The 14,502-nt window shown below is 69.6% G+C and carries 14 protein-coding genes and 1 pseudogene; 10 read left to right on the plus strand and 5 right to left on the minus strand.

The window, feature by feature from the left end:
* Positions 1–4: 4 nt before the first annotated feature.
* The 9 genes from ACFY1L_RS49305 to ACFY1L_RS49345 all read left to right on the plus strand — a co-directional run bounded on the left by ACFY1L_RS49305 (position 5) and on the right by ACFY1L_RS49345 (position 9,977).
* Positions 5–877 (plus strand): aldolase, encoded by an 873-nt coding sequence (locus ACFY1L_RS49305; protein ID WP_388841229.1) that lies wholly within the window; start codon positions 5–7, stop codon positions 875–877.
* Positions 874–1,761: a 5-deoxy-glucuronate isomerase gene (iolB, locus tag ACFY1L_RS49310; protein ID WP_388841232.1), complete on the plus strand. Its 888-nt coding sequence runs from the start codon at positions 874–876 to the stop codon at positions 1,759–1,761. Before ACFY1L_RS49305 ends, iolB begins: the two co-directional genes overlap by 4 nt.
* Positions 1,761–3,644: a 3D-(3,5/4)-trihydroxycyclohexane-1,2-dione acylhydrolase (decyclizing) gene (gene iolD, locus ACFY1L_RS49315; protein ID WP_388841235.1), complete on the plus strand. Its 1,884-nt coding sequence runs from the start codon at positions 1,761–1,763 to the stop codon at positions 3,642–3,644. Before iolB ends, iolD begins: the two co-directional genes overlap by 1 nt.
* A gap of 29 nt (positions 3,645–3,673) precedes the next feature.
* On the plus strand, positions 3,674–5,170 hold the full coding sequence (locus tag ACFY1L_RS49320) for a CoA-acylating methylmalonate-semialdehyde dehydrogenase (protein WP_388841238.1): 1,497 nt from the start codon (positions 3,674–3,676) through the stop codon (positions 5,168–5,170).
* Positions 5,171–5,200: 30 nt separating this feature from the next.
* Positions 5,201–6,184 carry a TIM barrel protein gene (locus ACFY1L_RS49325; protein WP_388841241.1) on the plus strand — a complete coding sequence of 328 codons (984 nt, stop codon included), beginning with the start codon at positions 5,201–5,203 and terminating at the stop codon, positions 6,182–6,184.
* Between the two features lie 225 nt (positions 6,185–6,409).
* Positions 6,410–7,192, plus strand: coding sequence for a TIM barrel protein (locus ACFY1L_RS49330; protein WP_388841243.1), 783 nt, complete (start codon positions 6,410–6,412; stop codon positions 7,190–7,192).
* Between the two features lie 96 nt (positions 7,193–7,288).
* Entirely contained in the window at positions 7,289–8,332 is a 1,044-nt protein-coding gene (locus ACFY1L_RS49335) for a Gfo/Idh/MocA family oxidoreductase (RefSeq protein ID WP_388841246.1), read from the plus strand.
* Between the two features lie 173 nt (positions 8,333–8,505).
* Positions 8,506–9,546: a LacI family DNA-binding transcriptional regulator gene (locus ACFY1L_RS49340; protein WP_388841249.1), complete on the plus strand. Its 1,041-nt coding sequence runs from the start codon at positions 8,506–8,508 to the stop codon at positions 9,544–9,546.
* Between the two features lie 59 nt (positions 9,547–9,605).
* On the plus strand, positions 9,606–9,977 hold the full coding sequence (locus ACFY1L_RS49345; RefSeq protein WP_388841252.1) for a helix-turn-helix domain-containing protein: 372 nt from the start codon (positions 9,606–9,608) through the stop codon (positions 9,975–9,977).
* A 183-nt stretch (positions 9,978–10,160) separates the two neighbouring features.
* Here the strand turns inward: ACFY1L_RS49345 and ACFY1L_RS49350 are convergent.
* Positions 10,161–10,781, minus strand: a pseudogene (locus ACFY1L_RS49350) (transposase).
* 144 nt (positions 10,782–10,925) lie between these two features.
* Between ACFY1L_RS49350 and ACFY1L_RS49355 the strand changes: the two are divergent.
* Positions 10,926–11,465: a DUF1707 domain-containing protein gene (locus tag ACFY1L_RS49355; protein ID WP_388841432.1), complete on the plus strand. Its 540-nt coding sequence runs from the start codon at positions 10,926–10,928 to the stop codon at positions 11,463–11,465.
* A gap of 646 nt (positions 11,466–12,111) precedes the next feature.
* Here ACFY1L_RS49355 and ACFY1L_RS49360 read toward each other — a convergent pair.
* Genes ACFY1L_RS49360 through ACFY1L_RS49375 form a run of 4 tightly spaced genes read right to left on the minus strand, consistent with a single transcriptional unit; the run spans position 12,112 to position 14,377 of the window.
* Positions 12,112–13,011, minus strand: a complete 900-nt coding sequence (locus tag ACFY1L_RS49360) for a PfkB family carbohydrate kinase (protein WP_388841255.1) — start codon at positions 13,009–13,011, stop codon at positions 12,112–12,114.
* 60 nt (positions 13,012–13,071) lie between these two features.
* Entirely contained in the window at positions 13,072–13,515 is a 444-nt protein-coding gene (locus ACFY1L_RS49365) for an SRPBCC domain-containing protein (protein ID WP_388841258.1), read from the minus strand.
* A gap of 2 nt (positions 13,516–13,517) precedes the next feature.
* The gene (locus ACFY1L_RS49370) at positions 13,518–13,922 is read right to left on the minus strand and encodes an ArsR/SmtB family transcription factor (protein ID WP_388841261.1); all 405 of its coding nucleotides are present in this window, start codon (positions 13,920–13,922) and stop codon (positions 13,518–13,520) included.
* Positions 13,919–14,377 carry an SRPBCC domain-containing protein gene (locus tag ACFY1L_RS49375; protein WP_388841264.1) on the minus strand — a complete coding sequence of 153 codons (459 nt, stop codon included), beginning with the start codon at positions 14,375–14,377 and terminating at the stop codon, positions 13,919–13,921. The genes ACFY1L_RS49370 and ACFY1L_RS49375 overlap by 4 nt, the downstream gene beginning before the upstream one ends.
* Between the last annotated feature and the right edge of the window lie 125 nt (positions 14,378–14,502).

Genomic DNA, 14,502 nt, shown 5'->3' on the forward strand with positions numbered 1-14,502 from the left:
CGACGTGCTGTCCGAGAATGCGAGCCGGATCGTGAACGCCCGGGTGGGCGACCCCGGCGCCGTCGCGGCCGCCGCTGCGCGCCGGGTGAAGGCTCCCTCCCTGCTCGGCGAGCATGGCAAGGCGATGATCATCGCCGCCGACCACCCTGCCCGCGGCGCCAACGGCGTCGGCGGGGACCCGAATGCGATGGCGGACCGGTTCGAACTGCTGGAGCGCCTGTGCATCGCGCTGGAACGGCCCGGCGTGACCGGTGTCCTGGGAACCGCGGACATCCTCGAGGACCTGCTGCTGCTCGGCGTGCTGGACGGTATGAGCGTCTTCGGCTCCATGAACCGGGCGGGCCTGGCCGGGTCGGTGTTCGAGATCGATGACCGGTTCACCGGCTACGACGCCCACACGATCGCCGCGATGGGCTTCGACGGCGGCAAGATGCTCACCCGCATCGCGCTGGGCGACCCCGCCACACCGGCCGTCCTGGAGAACAGTGCCCGAGCGATCGATGAGCTGAATGACCGTCAGCTCATCGCGATGGTCGAGCCGTTCCTGTCCGCCTGGCAGGACGGGAAGATCCGCAACGACCTGTCCACCGATGCCGTCGTCAAGTCCGTCACCATCGCCTCGGGGCTCGGCCGGCGTACCGCCTACACCTGGCTCAAGCTTCCGGTGGTGGAGGACATGGGACGGGTGCTGGCCTCTTCCACCCTCCCGGCGCTGCTGCTGGGCGGCGAGGTCAAGGACGCGGACGCGGCCTTCGCCTCATGGGGCAAGGCGTTGCAGCAGCCGACCGCGCAGGGGCTCGTCGTGGGCCGGTCTCTGCTCTACCCCTCGAACGGTGACGTCGCCGGCGCGGTGGACAAGGCGGTGAGCCTGCTGTGAGCAAGTACCACCTGCCGGCAGGGACTTCCGCCGACGGCCCCTATGACCTCCTGGTCACGCCGGAATCGGCGGGCTGGGGATACTCCGGCCTGAGGATCCTGACCCTCAAGCCGGGCGAGGCACACGCCCTGTCCACCGGCGACTCCGAGTTCCTGGTCCTGCCACTGACGGGCTCCTGCACCGTCACCACGGACGGCAGCGTCCTCGAACTCACCGGCCGGACAGGCGTGTTCGCCTCGGTCACCGACTTCGCGTCCCTCCCCCGCGAGTCGGAGGCCCTGATCAGCAGTGCGGCCGGCGGCCGGTTCGCACTGCCCAGCGCCCGTACCGGGCGGAGCTCACTCTCCGCCCGGTACGGGTCCAAGGAGGACGTGCCCGTCGAGCTGCGCGGTGCCGGGGCCTGCTCACGGCAGGTCAACAACTACTGCCTGCCGGGCACCTTCGAGGCCGAGCAGCTGCTGGTCTGCGAGGTCCTCACACCCGGCGGGAACTGGTCCTCGTACCCCCCGCACAAGCACGACCAGGCCCGCACGGACGACGACGGCAATCCGGTCGAGTCGGAGCTGGAGGAGATCTACTACTTCGAGGTCTCCGGCGGCGAGAACGGCTTCGGCTACCAGCGGGTCTACGGCACCGAAGAGCGGCCCATCGACGTGCTGGCCGAGGTGCGTTCCGGGGACACGGTGCTGATCCCGCACGGCTGGCACGGCCCGTCCATCGCCGCGCCCGGCTACGACCTGTACTACCTCAACGTCATGGCCGGCCCCGGCGCAGACCGTGCCTGGCTGATCTGCGACGACCCCGCCCACGGCTGGGTGCGTTCGACCTGGGACGCCCAGGACATCGATGACCGGCTGCCGTTCGCGGCCGAGGAGACCGACTAATGCAAACGATCAGGCTGACCACCGCTCAGGCCCTGGTGCGTTTCCTGGCGAACCAGTACAGCGAGCGCGACGGCCAGGAGCAGCGCCTCATCCCCGGGGTGTGGGGCATCTTCGGCCACGGCAACGTGGCCGGCATCGGCCAGGCGCTGCTGCAAGTGGCGGTGACCGGCGAGGCCGACCTGCCCTACTACCTCGCCCGCAACGAACAGGGCATGGTCCACGCCTCCGTCGCCTACGCCAAGATGCGCGACCGGCTGGCCGCCTTCGCCTGCACCGCCTCCACCGGGCCCGGCTCCACCAACATGATCACCGGCGCCGCCCTCGCGACGACGAACCGGCTGCCCGTCCTGCTGCTGCCCTCCGACATGTTCGCCACCCGCCCCGCCGACCCCGTCCTGCAACAGCTGGAGGACACCCGCGGCGGCGACGTCACCGTCAACGACGCCTTCCGCGCCGTATCCAAGTACTTCGACCGCATCTCGCGGCCCGAACAGCTCATCCCGGCCGCCCTTGCCGCGATGCGAGTGCTCACCGACCCGGTCGAGACAGGTGCCGTCACCCTCGCGCTGCCGCAGGACGTACAGGCCGAGGCCCACCACTGGCCGCTGGACTTCTTCAAGCGGCGGGTGTGGCACGTGGGCCGCCCGGTGCCGGAGGCGGCCGCCGTCGAACGGGCCGCCCGCCTGCTGCGCACCGCCCGCAAGCCGCTGATCGTGGCGGGCGGCGGGGCCGTGTACTCCGGCGCCGAGACCGTGCTGCGGGCGTTTGCCGAAGCCATCGGGATCCCGGTCGCCGACACCCACGCCGGCAAGGGCGCCGTCCCCTGGGACCACCCCTACGCCGTCGGCGGCATCGGCTCCACCGGCTCGTATGCCGCCAACGAACTCGCCCGCGAGGCGGACGTGGTGCTCGGCATCGGTACCCGCTACTCCGACTTCACCACCGCCAGCCACACCGTCTTCGGCAATCCGGACGTCACCTTCGTCAACCTCAACGTGGCCCGCCTGGACGCCGTCAAGCACTCGGCGGAGCCGTTGGTCGCCGACGCCCGGCTCGGCATCCAGGCCCTCGCCGGAGCGCTGGACGGCTGGGAGGTCGAGGAGACCTACCGCCGTCACATCCGCCAGCTGATCGCCCGGACGCGGGAGATCGAGGACGAGTGCTTTGCTCCCGAACGGAACACCGGTGATCTGCCCGCCCAGACGCAGATCCTCGGCGCCCTGAACGAGGTCCTCGACGACCGCGCCGTGGTCATCAACGCGGCCGGCTCCATGCCCGGCGACCTGCAGCAGCTGTGGCGCGCCAGAGACCCGAAGGCTTACCACGTCGAATACGCCTATTCCTGCATGGGCTACGAGATCGCCGCCGGTGCCGGTGCCAAGATGGCCGACCCGACCCGCGAGGTCGTCGTGCTGGTCGGCGACGGCTCGTATCTGATGATGGCCCAGGAGATCGTCACCATGGTCTCCGAGGGACTGAAGGTCATCATCGTGCTTGTCCAGAACCACGGCTTCGCGTCGATCGGTTCGCTGTCGGAGTCACTCGGCAGCCAGCGCTTCGGCACCAAGTACCGCTTCCGCGACGGCGATTCGGGCCTCCTCGACGGCGACGTCCTCCCGGTCGACCTCGCCGCCAACGCCTCCTCCCTCGGCGCGGACGTCCTGCACGCCACGTCGGTGGAGGAGTTCCGGGCGGCGATGGAGAAGGCCAAGGCCGCCACCCGCACCACCGTCGTGCACGTCGAGACCGATCTCTACGGCCCCAACCCGCCCGGCCACGGCTGGTGGGACGTCCCGGTCAGCGAAGTCTCCGCCCTGGAGAGCACCCGCGCCGCACACGAGACGTACGCCGCGAACAAGCGCGCCCAGCGGCACTACCTGTAACTCCCGTCCCCGCAAAGGAAACCCGCACCGTGACCACCATCCAGCACTGGATCAACGGCGCTCCCGTCCAGGGCACCGCCACCGCCACCCAGCCGGTCTTCAATCCGGCCACCGGCGCCGCACAGGCCCAGGTCGTCCTCGGCGGCGCGGCCGACGTGGACGCCGCCGTCCAGGCTGCCTCTGCCGCCTTCGAGACCTGGTCGGAATCGTCGCTCACCCAGCGCACGCAGGTGATGTTCGCCTTCCGCCAGCTGCTCCTCGAGCACGAGGAGGAGCTGGGCCGGATCATCTCCGCCGAGCACGGCAAGACCGTCGACGACGCCCGCGGCGAGATCACCCGCGGCCGCGAGGTCGTCGAGTTCGCCTGCGGCCTCGGCGACATCCTCAAGGGCTCCTTCTCCGACCAGGTCTCCCGTGGCGTGGATGTGCACAACTTCCGCCAGCCCCTCGGCGTCGTCGCCGGCATCACCCCGTTCAACTTCCCCGCGATGGTGCCGCTGTGGATGCACCCCATGGCCATCGCCACCGGCAACACCTTCATCCTGAAGCCGAGTGAGCGCGACCCGTCGGCCGCGAACTTCGTCGCCGAGCTGTACAAGAAGGCCGGACTGCCCGACGGTGTCTTCAACGTGGTGCACGGTGGCAAGGACGCGGTCGACGCGATCCTCACCCACCCCGGCATCGAGGCCGTCTCCTTCGTCGGGTCGACTCCGATCGCCAAGTACGTGCACGAACAGGCCACCACGCACGGCAAGCGCGTCCAGGCCCTCGGCGGCGCCAAGAACCACGCCGTCGTCCTGCCCGACGCCGACCTCGAATTCGCCGCCAACCACATCACCGCCGGCGCCTACGGCTCCGCCGGCGAACGCTGCATGGCCGTCTCCGTCGCCGTCGCCGTCGGCGACGCCGCCGACGGACTCGTCGAGGTCCTGGAGCGCAAGGCCCGCGAAATCACGGTCGGCCCCGGCGACGCCCCCGGCACCGACATGGGGCCCCTGGTCACCAAGGCCGCCCAGGAACGCATCGAGAACGCCGTCGGTACCGCCGCCATGCAGGGTGCCACCGTCGTCGTCGACGGCCGCGGGCTGAAGGTCGACGGGCATGAGGAGGGCTTCTTCACCGGACCGTCTCTGCTGGACCACGTGACGGCCGAGATGGACGCCTACAAGGAAGAACTCTTCGGCCCCGTCCTCGCCATCGTCCGCGCCGAATCCCTGGACGCCGCGATAGCGCTGATCAACGCCAACCCCTACGGCAACGGCACCGCCCTGTTCACCGCCTCCGGTGAAGCCGCCCGCCGCTTCCAGCGCCACATCAAGGTAGGCATGATCGGCATCAACGTGCCGGTGCCCGTGCCGATGTCCTACTACTCCTTCGGCGGCTGGAAGGACTCCCTCATCGGCGACTCCCCCATCCACGGCCCCGAAGGCATCCGCTTCTACACCCGCCCCAAGGTCGTCACCACTCGCTGGCCCCAGCCCAAGCAGCAGGTCAGCGCGGGCTTCAACTTCCCCACCTCCAACTGAGTTTCCGTGCCGCTCTCCGAAGGACACACCATGGCAACGGCGCCACCTCCCTTCCGCACCACTGCGGGCAACCTCTGCCTGGGCTCGGCCCCCGACTCGTGGGGCGTCTGGTTCCCCGAGGACGAGCAGCAGGTGTCCTACACCCGCTTCCTCGACGAACTCGCCCAGGCCGGCTACGAGTGGCTGGAGCTCGGCCCCTACGGCTACCTCCCCACCGACCCGCAGCGCCTCAAGGACGAACTGGACGCCCGCGGCCTGCAGGTCTCCGGCGGCACCGTCTTCGGCGCCCTGCACCGCCCCGAGGCCTGGGACGACATGCTCGCCCACGTCCGGCAGATCGCCGGCCTGACCGCCGCCGCCGACGCCCACCACCTCGTCTTCATCCCGCCCATGTACCGCGACGAGAAGACGGGCGCGTTCACCGAGTCGCCCGAGCTGACCGCCGAACAGTGGGCGGGCTTCGGCAGGGCCGCCGACCGGCTCGGCAAGCTGCTGCTCGACGAGTACGACGTACGCCTCGTCATCCATCCGCACGCCGACAGCCACATCCAGACCCAGCCCGAGATCGAACGCCTCCTCAACGAGTCCGACCCCCGCTACACCAACCTCTGCCTGGACACCGGCCACGTCGCCTACGGCGGCGGCGACAACCTCGACCTCATCCACCGCTTCGGCGAACGCGTCGGCTACGTCCACATCAAACAGATGGACCCCACCGTCCTGGCCCAGGTCGCCGCCGAAAACCTCTCCTTCGGCGAGACCGTCAAGCGCGGGGTGTGCGTCTCCCCGCCCGCCGGCGTGCCCAACCCCGCCGACATCGTCACCGCACTCGCCAAACTCGACGCCGAGTTGTTCGTCATCGTCGAACAAGACCTCTACCCCTGCGCACCCAAGGTACCGCTGCCCATCGCCGTCAGCACGCGCGAGCACCTGGCCACCTGCGGCCTGACCGGCACCCGACGCCCGAGGCTGACGCTCCCTGCCGACGAGCAGCCGAGCAGAGCCCCCAAGTAACCAAGCCACCGGCTCGCGCGGTGGCCGGCGCATGGAGACCCCCGGCGCAGTTGACGCGCCGTGGCGGGCTCCTATGCGGTGCTGACGGCTTCCGCGCGAGACTTCTAGAACGTTACAGGCTTCATGGCCGCCGGACACTTGACAGCGGCTCATGGTGACTGGCGTACTGGTCAGAGAATATAGAACGTTCTAGTTCCCGGTCGTCCGGAGATGAGGAGAACCACGATGTACGCACTGGCGGTCTGTGCGGAGATGGTCTTCCGCGACCTTCCGATCGAGGAGCGGGCGCGGCGTATCCACGAGGCCGGCTTCCAGGTCGAGATCTGGGACTGGACGAGGCACGATCTCGATGCCCTTGCCCGCTCGTCCGCCAAGATCGTCTCGATGACGGGGTACGTGAGCGGATGCCTCACCGATGACGACGGCGCCGCCGAACTGTTGCGCACGGCCGAGGAGTCACTCAAGGCGGCCGAGCACCTGGGCTGCACTCGCCTGAACCTCCACGGAACCGGTCTGGACGGCCAGGGGCTGCCCGTGGTGCCGGTACCCGGGGAGCCCACCGGCGCGATGTGGATGGCCGCGCACCGCACACTCACCCGGATTGCCGAGCTCGGCGAGAACGCCGGGGTCACCTTCACCCTGGAGAATCTCAACACCGCCGTCGATCACCCCGGGGTGCCCTTCGCGAAGGCTGCCGACACCCTGACGCTGGTTGCCGCAGTGAACCGGCCCGGTCTGCGCATGAACCTGGACCTGTACCACGCCCAGATCGGCGAGGGGAATCTGATCGAGCTGGTGCGCCGCGCCCACGGCGCGGGACTCATCGGTGAGATCCAGGTGGCGGACGTGCCGGGCCGCTGCGAACCCGGCACGGGAGAGATCAACTACCCGGCCATCGCCCGCACCCTCGCAGACATCGGCTACGACGGCACCATCGCCATGGAGGCATGGGCCTCCAGCGACAGCGAGGCCGCTCTGGAACGCTTCCGGGCCGCCTTCACCGTCTGACAGGAGCGGCCGCGGGATATCTGCCCCGCCCTCGCGTCCGCGCACCACGGCAGCCGCCACCACCGAAGCCACGACGTAGATCACGGAGTATGTGCCATGACCTCCCCCCAGTCCCTCGCGGTCGGCCTCATCGGCGCCGGACGCATGGGCTCCTTCCACGCCGAGACCCTGGCCCGCCGCCTCCCCGGTGTACGGCTGGCCGCCATTGCCGATCCCGCACCCGTTGCCGCGAAGGCTCTGGCCGATCGTCTCGGCTGCCCCAAGATGTACACGGAGATCGGTGACCTGCTCGATGACCCCGAGATCGAGGCGGTCGTGATCGTCACGCCCGCCCGCACCCACGCCGGACTCATCGAGGCCGCAGCACGCGCCGGCAAGTCGGTCTTCTGCGAGAAGCCGATGGCCATCACCCTCGACGAAGCCGACCGCGCCATCACCGCCGCACATGAGGCGGGCGTGGCGCTCCAGGTGGGCTTCAACCGCCGCTTCGACGTCGGCTTCCGCGCCGCCCACGAGAAGATCACCGCCGGTGACATCGGCGCCCCGCAGCTGCTGCGTTCCCTCACCCGGGACCCCAAACTGCACGACCCGTCGCGCATCCCGCCATGGACGATCTTCCTGGAGACGCTCATCCACGACTTCGACGTCCTGCGCTACCTCAACCCCGGCTCAGAGCCCGTCGAGGTCTTCGCCATGGCCGACGCCCTGATCCGGCCCGACTTCAAAGACCACGGACTGCTCGACACGGCCGTGGTGACGATCCGCTTCGACAACGGCGCCATCGCCACGGCGGAGGCCAACTTCCAGGCGGTGTACGGCTATGACGTCCGCGGTGAGGTCAAGGGCTCGACCGGCATGCTCACCCTGGGTGACCTGCGCAGCAGCCACCTCACGTCCTACGGTGCGGCTGGCGCTGCCGCCGAGTGCGTCAGCTACGACCAGGATCTCTTCCACGCGGCCTACGTTGCCGAACTGGCCGAGTTCACTGACAGCGTCCGGGACAAGCGTGCTCCGTCGGTGACCGGCGAGGACGCTCGGGCCGCGCTGGGCATCGCCCTCGCCGCGATCGGTTCGATCGCCACAGGCGGTGCGGTCAGCGTGGGTGACGTCAGGGAGAGCCCGGTGACAGTGCGGCCGTAGCACCGAGCACACGCACGCCGCCTCGGCGGCGCCTTCTCCAGCCCAAGCGGCCGCCGCCAGGGTCGTACCTCTCACGTCACCGTGCCGTTGCCGAGCCCCCTCCTGAAGCAACGCCCAAATGGAACGTTCTACAATCGGTCCCCAGCAGACGAGACCGACCAGGAGAGGACAGGATGCCTGCGACCCCGGCGGTCCCGGACGGGAAGCGGCCGACGCTCGCCGACCTGGCGGCGCGGGCGGGTGTGTCCACCGCGCTGGCCTCCATCGTGATGCGCGGGGCGAAGGGGGCCAGCGCCGCCACCCGCGAGCGTGTCCTGGAGGCCGCGCGGGAGATCGGCTACCGCCCGGACGCCCGGGCGAGACTGCTGCGCAGCCACCGCTCCCACCTGCTCGGCGTGCAGTTCGGCCTCCAGCATCCGTTCCACGCCGACCTGGTGGAGGGCATCTACGCCACCGCCGAACCAGCCGGGTACCAGATCGCGCTGAGCGCCGTGACCGCCGGACGGGGTGAGCAGCGGGCCGTCGAAACCCTGCTCGACGACCGCTGCGAGGCGCTGATCCTGCTAGGCCCACAGGCCCCCGCCTCACGGCTGACGGAGCTCGCCGGGCAATTGCCGGTCGTCTCTGTGGCCCGCCACCTGCGGCCACCCGTCCCCGGCCTGGAGGTCGTACGGACCGCCGACGACAAGGGCGCCCGCCAGGCGGTCGACCACCTCGTGGCGCTGGGCCACCGCGCCATCGCCCACATCGACGGCGGCAGGGCACCCGGCGCAGCCGACCGGCGGCGCGGCTACCGCACCGCCATGAGCCGCCACGGTCTCACCGAGCACATCCGCGTCGTGCCCGGGGGCCTCACCGAGGCAGAGGGCGCCGAGGCCGCCCAGGTTCTCGCCGCTTCCCACCCGCGCCCCACTGCGGTCCTCGCCTTCAACGACCGCTGCGCGACCGGTGTCCTCGATGTCTTCCTCCGCGGCGGCATTCCCGTCCCCGGCGCCATCTCCGTCGTCGGCTTCGACGACAGCCATCTGGCCCGCCTGGCCCATATCGACCTCACCACCGTCGGGCAGGACATCCCCCGCCTCGCCCACCTCGCCGTGGACCGGGCCATCGCGCGCCTGGACGGTCGCGACACCGGTACCGGGGAACAGGTGGTCGCTCCACACCTCGTGGTCCGGGGGACGACGGCCCCGCCCTCTACCGCACCGGCCACCTGAGCGTCGTCTGGGCCAACCTCGCACCGCACACAGTCCCACGCGCCTCCAATACCTGAGGAATGGGGCACAACGGCGAACTCGGCGACTTTCTCCGCTCCCGTCGCGCCCTCCTCACCCCAGACACCGCCGGACTGCCTCCGGGCGCGGGGCGCGCCGGGTGCCCAAGCCCTGAGGAGGTCGCGCCCCTGGCGGGTGTCACCACCGACTACACCCGCCTGGAGCAGGGCCGCCACCCGCACCTCTCCGAAGCCGTCCTGGCCTCCGTCCCCCACGCCCTGCGTCTCGACGACGAATGCGGCTACCTCTTCGCCCTCACCCGCCCCGCGTCCCACCGCCCCGTAGCGCCGGCGCCCCGAGCGGAGCGGACCCGGTCCGCGGCCCGCGGCCCGCCAGAGGCTGGAGTTCACCGGGCTTCGAGGCATTCCCGGTGACCAGGTGCGTGCTCGGCGGACGCGGCACGGAGCAAGAGGTGCCCGACACAGTCATCACTTCCTTTTGCTAGGTTTGCCGAGGCGTGACAAAACGGCCTGCCGGACATGTCCACTGTCACCTCGCAGGCACTCCCCACGTCGCCTTCCGGCTGGCCCAGTCGCACCTAGGGACTTTCGTTTGGATCACCGTGCGGACCAAAGAAAGATGCCTGCGATGTGGAGTCCGGCCAGGTAGATGGTGGCTGTCTTCTCGTAGCGAGTGGCGATGCCGCGCCACTGCTTGAGGCGGTTGATGCACCGCTCGACAGTGTTGCGGTTCTTGGAGGTCTCGCGGTCGAAGGCGGGCGGCCTGCCGCCCCGGCTGCCCCGTCGAAGGCGGTGTGCCTGCTGATCGGCCGGGACAGGGATGACCGCACGAATTCCGCGCTTGCGCAGGTGCTTGCGGATGGCACGGGAGGAGTACGCCTAATGGGACCCGAAGGTCGGTACTGAGCCCCGTTCTTGGGCGATGGCCTCGCCGTCCTTCGGGGCGTCCACCTCACCCCGCTTCGCGGCTTCCGTGATCAGGCCCTCCAGCAGGGCCTCGAAGACGCCGGCGTCACGCCACTGCCGGAAGCGGTTGTGGACGGTCGACCAGGCGCCGAGCTCCGTCGGCATCTCCCGCCACTGCCCGCCCGTCTTGAACCGCCAGATCACGCCCTCGAACTGCCGCCGCAGTCGCTCGGGGTACCGGCCGTGCTCGCCGATCGGCAGGTACGGCTCGATGAACTCCCAATCCGGATCGGTCAGTTGCACTCGAGTCACGTAAGACCGTCTATCGGACGGGACCGTGCCACGAAGGCACATCCCGCCAGTCATTGATGGCGGCGATATGCACGGTGGCCTTGCAGCGGGCAGCGAGTTTGTCGTGCCTGGCGGCCGCCGCGCGGTGTCGCTAACGTGGCCGGCATGTCGAATGACTTACCCGGCCTGCGGGCATCGCACGAGGATCGCGACCGCGTCGTGGATGTGCTGCGGGTCGCCGCCGGTGACGGCCGGCTCGACGCCGAGGAACTCGACATGCGGCTGGAGAGCGCGCTTTCGGCCCGGACGCTCGGCGAGTTGGCCGAGTTGACCGCCGACCTGCCGATCGCGCCCGCGGCCAAAGGCAAAGACGTACTTGTGGTCGAGCAACACGGCGGCAAGTACGTACGGGAGGGGCGCTGGTTGGTACCCGCGCGCATCGAACTTCGCACGCAACTGTGCCGAGTCACCTTCGACTTCAGCCACGCGGTGATCACCTCGGATGTCCTGCGCATCGAGACGGACATGGTGCACGGCAAGCTGTTTTTCGCCGGCTCGCCGGACATCGTGATCGACACCGACGGGCTCAACCTCACCTACTCCAAGCTCAAGCTCCGCTCCAAGAACTCCGCTGCCGATCCCCGTCTGCGCATCGAACTCGTCGGAAAGCTCCTGCACGCGAAGGTCATCGAACGGCGGCCGTGAGGTGAGCCCGCGGTGCCTTGGACGGTTCGTCAGCTTCCGCACGGCTCCACTAGGTCCGTCCTCAGGGATCATCAGGTGGTGGATCATGACGGCCGTGACGTGTCGGCATGAACTCACTGACGAGGAGCAGGAGTTGCTCGCTCCGCTGATACCGCGGGCTGCCACGGCCGGCCTCGCGTGGAGGACCGGCAGGTCATCAAGGTGCCGATTCGGGACGGCGGGCTGACGGCTCGGGCTGTGACCTCGCGGAGGATGCGAGAGTTGAGCCAGCGACAGAGCGCATGCAGCGTGTCTGCCGACAGCGGTCGGACGGCCTTGCGGTGGGACGATCGAAACAGGACCGGACGCAGGCTCAAACATGAGCGCCATCAACGACCTCGCGTCGTTTCTGAACGACCGGTGGGACGACGAGGAAGATGCCGCAGCACGCCTTCACGAGCTTGACTGCCCCTCCCGAAGCATCCCGATGGCGTCAGCTGCTGCGCTCGGTGCAATCAGCCGCGCGGTGAACGTGGAGGCATCGAAGCCGTGTTCAGTAGTGGCGATCCGATGCTCCACTCCCTCTCCCCCGGCCTGCGCGTTGGAGGCGGCGCCCATTGCCGTAGGGCCGTACGAGATACGTATGCGCGTGCGCACCGGGCTGGGGTCACCTCTCGTCCATCCACGCCCGCGTGCCGAACGACCCGCACGCCCGCGACGCCACCACGGCCGCGGCACGCAGCGCTTCGGCGAAGGTCTCCGATGTGAGGCGGCCCGCCACCGCGAGTTGGTGGGCCAGGGCCCCGTGCAGGACGTCGCCCGCACCCAGCGTGTCCGCCACGCGCACCGGCGGCACTTCCACCGTGCCGCCGCCGTCGGGGCCGGCCCACACGATGGGCTCCCCTCCTCGGCTGACCGCCCGCCACTGCACCCCGTGCTCCCCCAGGAACCGCAGGGTCTCCATCGGCGTGTTCGTGCCGGGCGGATGGAAGTCGGCCGAGCACACGGCCACGTCGATGAAGGGCAGCAGGCTGCGCGTGCCGTCCTTCCAGCTGCCCCCGTCGAAGACGGTCGGACGGCCGACGGCGTGCGCCAACTCGGCGGCAGCCAGGGCGAGTTCCATGTGGTGGCCGTCGAACTCGACGATGTCGCACTCGGCGACCAGTTTCTCCAGATCGCCGGGCGGGGTGAGCCGGTACGCGGTCGCGTTGGTCGAGGCGACGGCACGTTCACCGGTGGACGCGGTGACCGCGATGGACGACACGGCGGGCGGCTCGGCCGAGTCGGCCGCCAGGTCCGACACGGTCACGCCGAGCCGGTTCAGGTCCGCCGTGGCCGCAAGTCCCAACGGATGGTTGCCGATTGCGGTGAGCAGCCGGGCCGCGCCGCCCAGGTGACTGAAGGCCACGGCCGCGTTCGCCGCCGGACCGCCCGCGGCGACGACCTGCTGGCGAGCCGTCAGTTTCTCGTTGGAGCGGGGAGCGTGGTCCACGAGCTGGATGACGTCCAGTGTGCACAGGCCGACGAACAGGCCTTCGGGGCGTCGCCTGTCGCCGGCTCGATCCACCAGCGCCTCCTTCTGCCAGGACCTGCGGTCAGTGTACGAATCGACGAAGAGCGGACAGGCCTAGTGCCAGTCGCTGATCCGCACGTCGTCGGGTGCGGGCCTGCCGTGTCCGGTCTCCACGAACTCCTTCAGGCTCATCAGGAAGGTCGCCCACTTCGTGCTGCAGTGGTGCATGAACTCGACCGGCTCGCGCCAGCCCTCGTGCTTGAACAGGATGATCGTGTAGTCGTCGTGCCGGCTGAGGTTCCAGTCGATCTCGGTCCCGATCCACTCCGCGGGGCCGTCCGTGACGCGCCAGCGCACCCGCCCCGCCGGGTCGAGCTCCAGGATCTCCATGTCGAAGCCGCCGACGTCGCCGAACCGGAAGGCCAGCTCACCGCCGACCTCGCTCTTGCCGGATGTGTCGGTCGTCCACCAGCCGGCGGCGCCCTCGGGTGTGGCGATCGCCCGGTAGACGTCGTCCAGCGGCGCGACGATGCCGATGCGATGCAGGATGTCGACCATCTTCATGCTCCTTCGTCTTGTTCGTGGTTGTGTGCAGGGTCCTCATGTGCGGTGCTGCTGTGTTCGCTCTTGCTGTTGCGGCTTCGTTCGATCGCTTCCGCGATGCGTTTGATACGGCGGAGTCGGGCGTCCCAGGCCGTGCCGACCGCGGCCAGTTGCGCTGCCGCGCGGGCGAGTTGGGCCTCGTCGACTTGGTAGCGCCGCTCCCGGCCGGCAGGCTCCGCGCGGACCAGTCCGACCCGGTCGAGGACGGCGAGGTGCTTCGACACGGCCTGCCGGGTCAGGGGCAGGTCCGCGCTGAGCGAGGTGGCCGTCCCGGGTCCGGTCGCCAGGAGCAGGTCGATCAGGGTGCGCCGGGTCGGGTCGCCTATCGCCGACCAGAGCTCGTCGTCGACCGGCGTGCTCATGGGGCCGACACCAGCCGTTCGACGTACGCACCGAGCCGGGGGATGTAGTGATCCCAGGCGGTCGCGTGCTCGCGGTACTGCTCCTCGAGGACGGCGACCTCCCAGCCCATCTCGCGGAACCCGGTCTCGGTCATGCGCACCCGGGTGCCCTGCTGCGTCGGCTCCAGGTCGAAGGTGACCAGCAGCGAGTCACCGCCGCGTTCGCCGTCGACGTAGCACCACCGGAACGAGAACCTCGACGGCGGGTCGACCTCGACGACGGTGAGCGCGACGGTCATGGTCTCGCCGGTCACGGCATCGCGCCAGAAGAGCTCACCCGGCGCCCCTTCGACGGGCTCGAAGCGGGCTTCGTCGGGCCACCACTCCTGCATGTGCTCCGGTCTGCTGATGACCTCGAAGACCACTTCGGGCGATGCGTCGACGTGGATGTCGCGCTCGATGCTGCCATGCTCCATGCCAATCCTTTCGCAACCTTTCGTTGCGTAACAGCCTACGACGGCAGTCACCAATGCGCAACCATTGGTTGCAGATGAGTGGCGACCGGCCTGAGGCACGAGGCGGCGCGGGGCCCGCCCAGGTC

It is taken from the genome of Streptomyces sp. NPDC001663, assembly GCF_042893105.1.
Lineage (GTDB): Bacteria > Actinomycetota > Actinomycetes > Streptomycetales > Streptomycetaceae > Streptomyces.

What these genes read in the sequence shown, in the direction of transcription:
- iolD (WP_388841235.1), top strand. Translation starts at nt 1,761, where the DNA reads ATGCAAACGATCAGGCTGACCACCGCTCAGGCCCTGGTGCGTTTCCTG.
- ACFY1L_RS49325 (WP_388841241.1), top strand. Translation starts at nt 5,201, where the DNA reads ATGGCAACGGCGCCACCTCCCTTCCGCACCACTGCGGGCAACCTCTGC.
- ACFY1L_RS49330 (WP_388841243.1), top strand. Translation starts at nt 6,410, where the DNA reads ATGTACGCACTGGCGGTCTGTGCGGAGATGGTCTTCCGCGACCTTCCG.
- ACFY1L_RS49335 (WP_388841246.1), top strand. Translation starts at nt 7,289, where the DNA reads ATGACCTCCCCCCAGTCCCTCGCGGTCGGCCTCATCGGCGCCGGACGC.
- ACFY1L_RS49340 (WP_388841249.1), top strand. Translation starts at nt 8,506, where the DNA reads ATGCCTGCGACCCCGGCGGTCCCGGACGGGAAGCGGCCGACGCTCGCC.
- ACFY1L_RS49345 (WP_388841252.1), top strand. Translation starts at nt 9,606, where the DNA reads ATGGGGCACAACGGCGAACTCGGCGACTTTCTCCGCTCCCGTCGCGCC.
- ACFY1L_RS49355 (WP_388841432.1), top strand. Translation starts at nt 10,926, where the DNA reads ATGTCGAATGACTTACCCGGCCTGCGGGCATCGCACGAGGATCGCGAC.
- ACFY1L_RS49365 (WP_388841258.1), bottom strand. Translation starts at nt 13,515, where the DNA reads ATGGTCGACATCCTGCATCGCATCGGCATCGTCGCGCCGCTGGACGAC.
- ACFY1L_RS49370 (WP_388841261.1), bottom strand. Translation starts at nt 13,922, where the DNA reads ATGAGCACGCCGGTCGACGACGAGCTCTGGTCGGCGATAGGCGACCCG.
- ACFY1L_RS49375 (WP_388841264.1), bottom strand. Translation starts at nt 14,377, where the DNA reads ATGGAGCATGGCAGCATCGAGCGCGACATCCACGTCGACGCATCGCCC.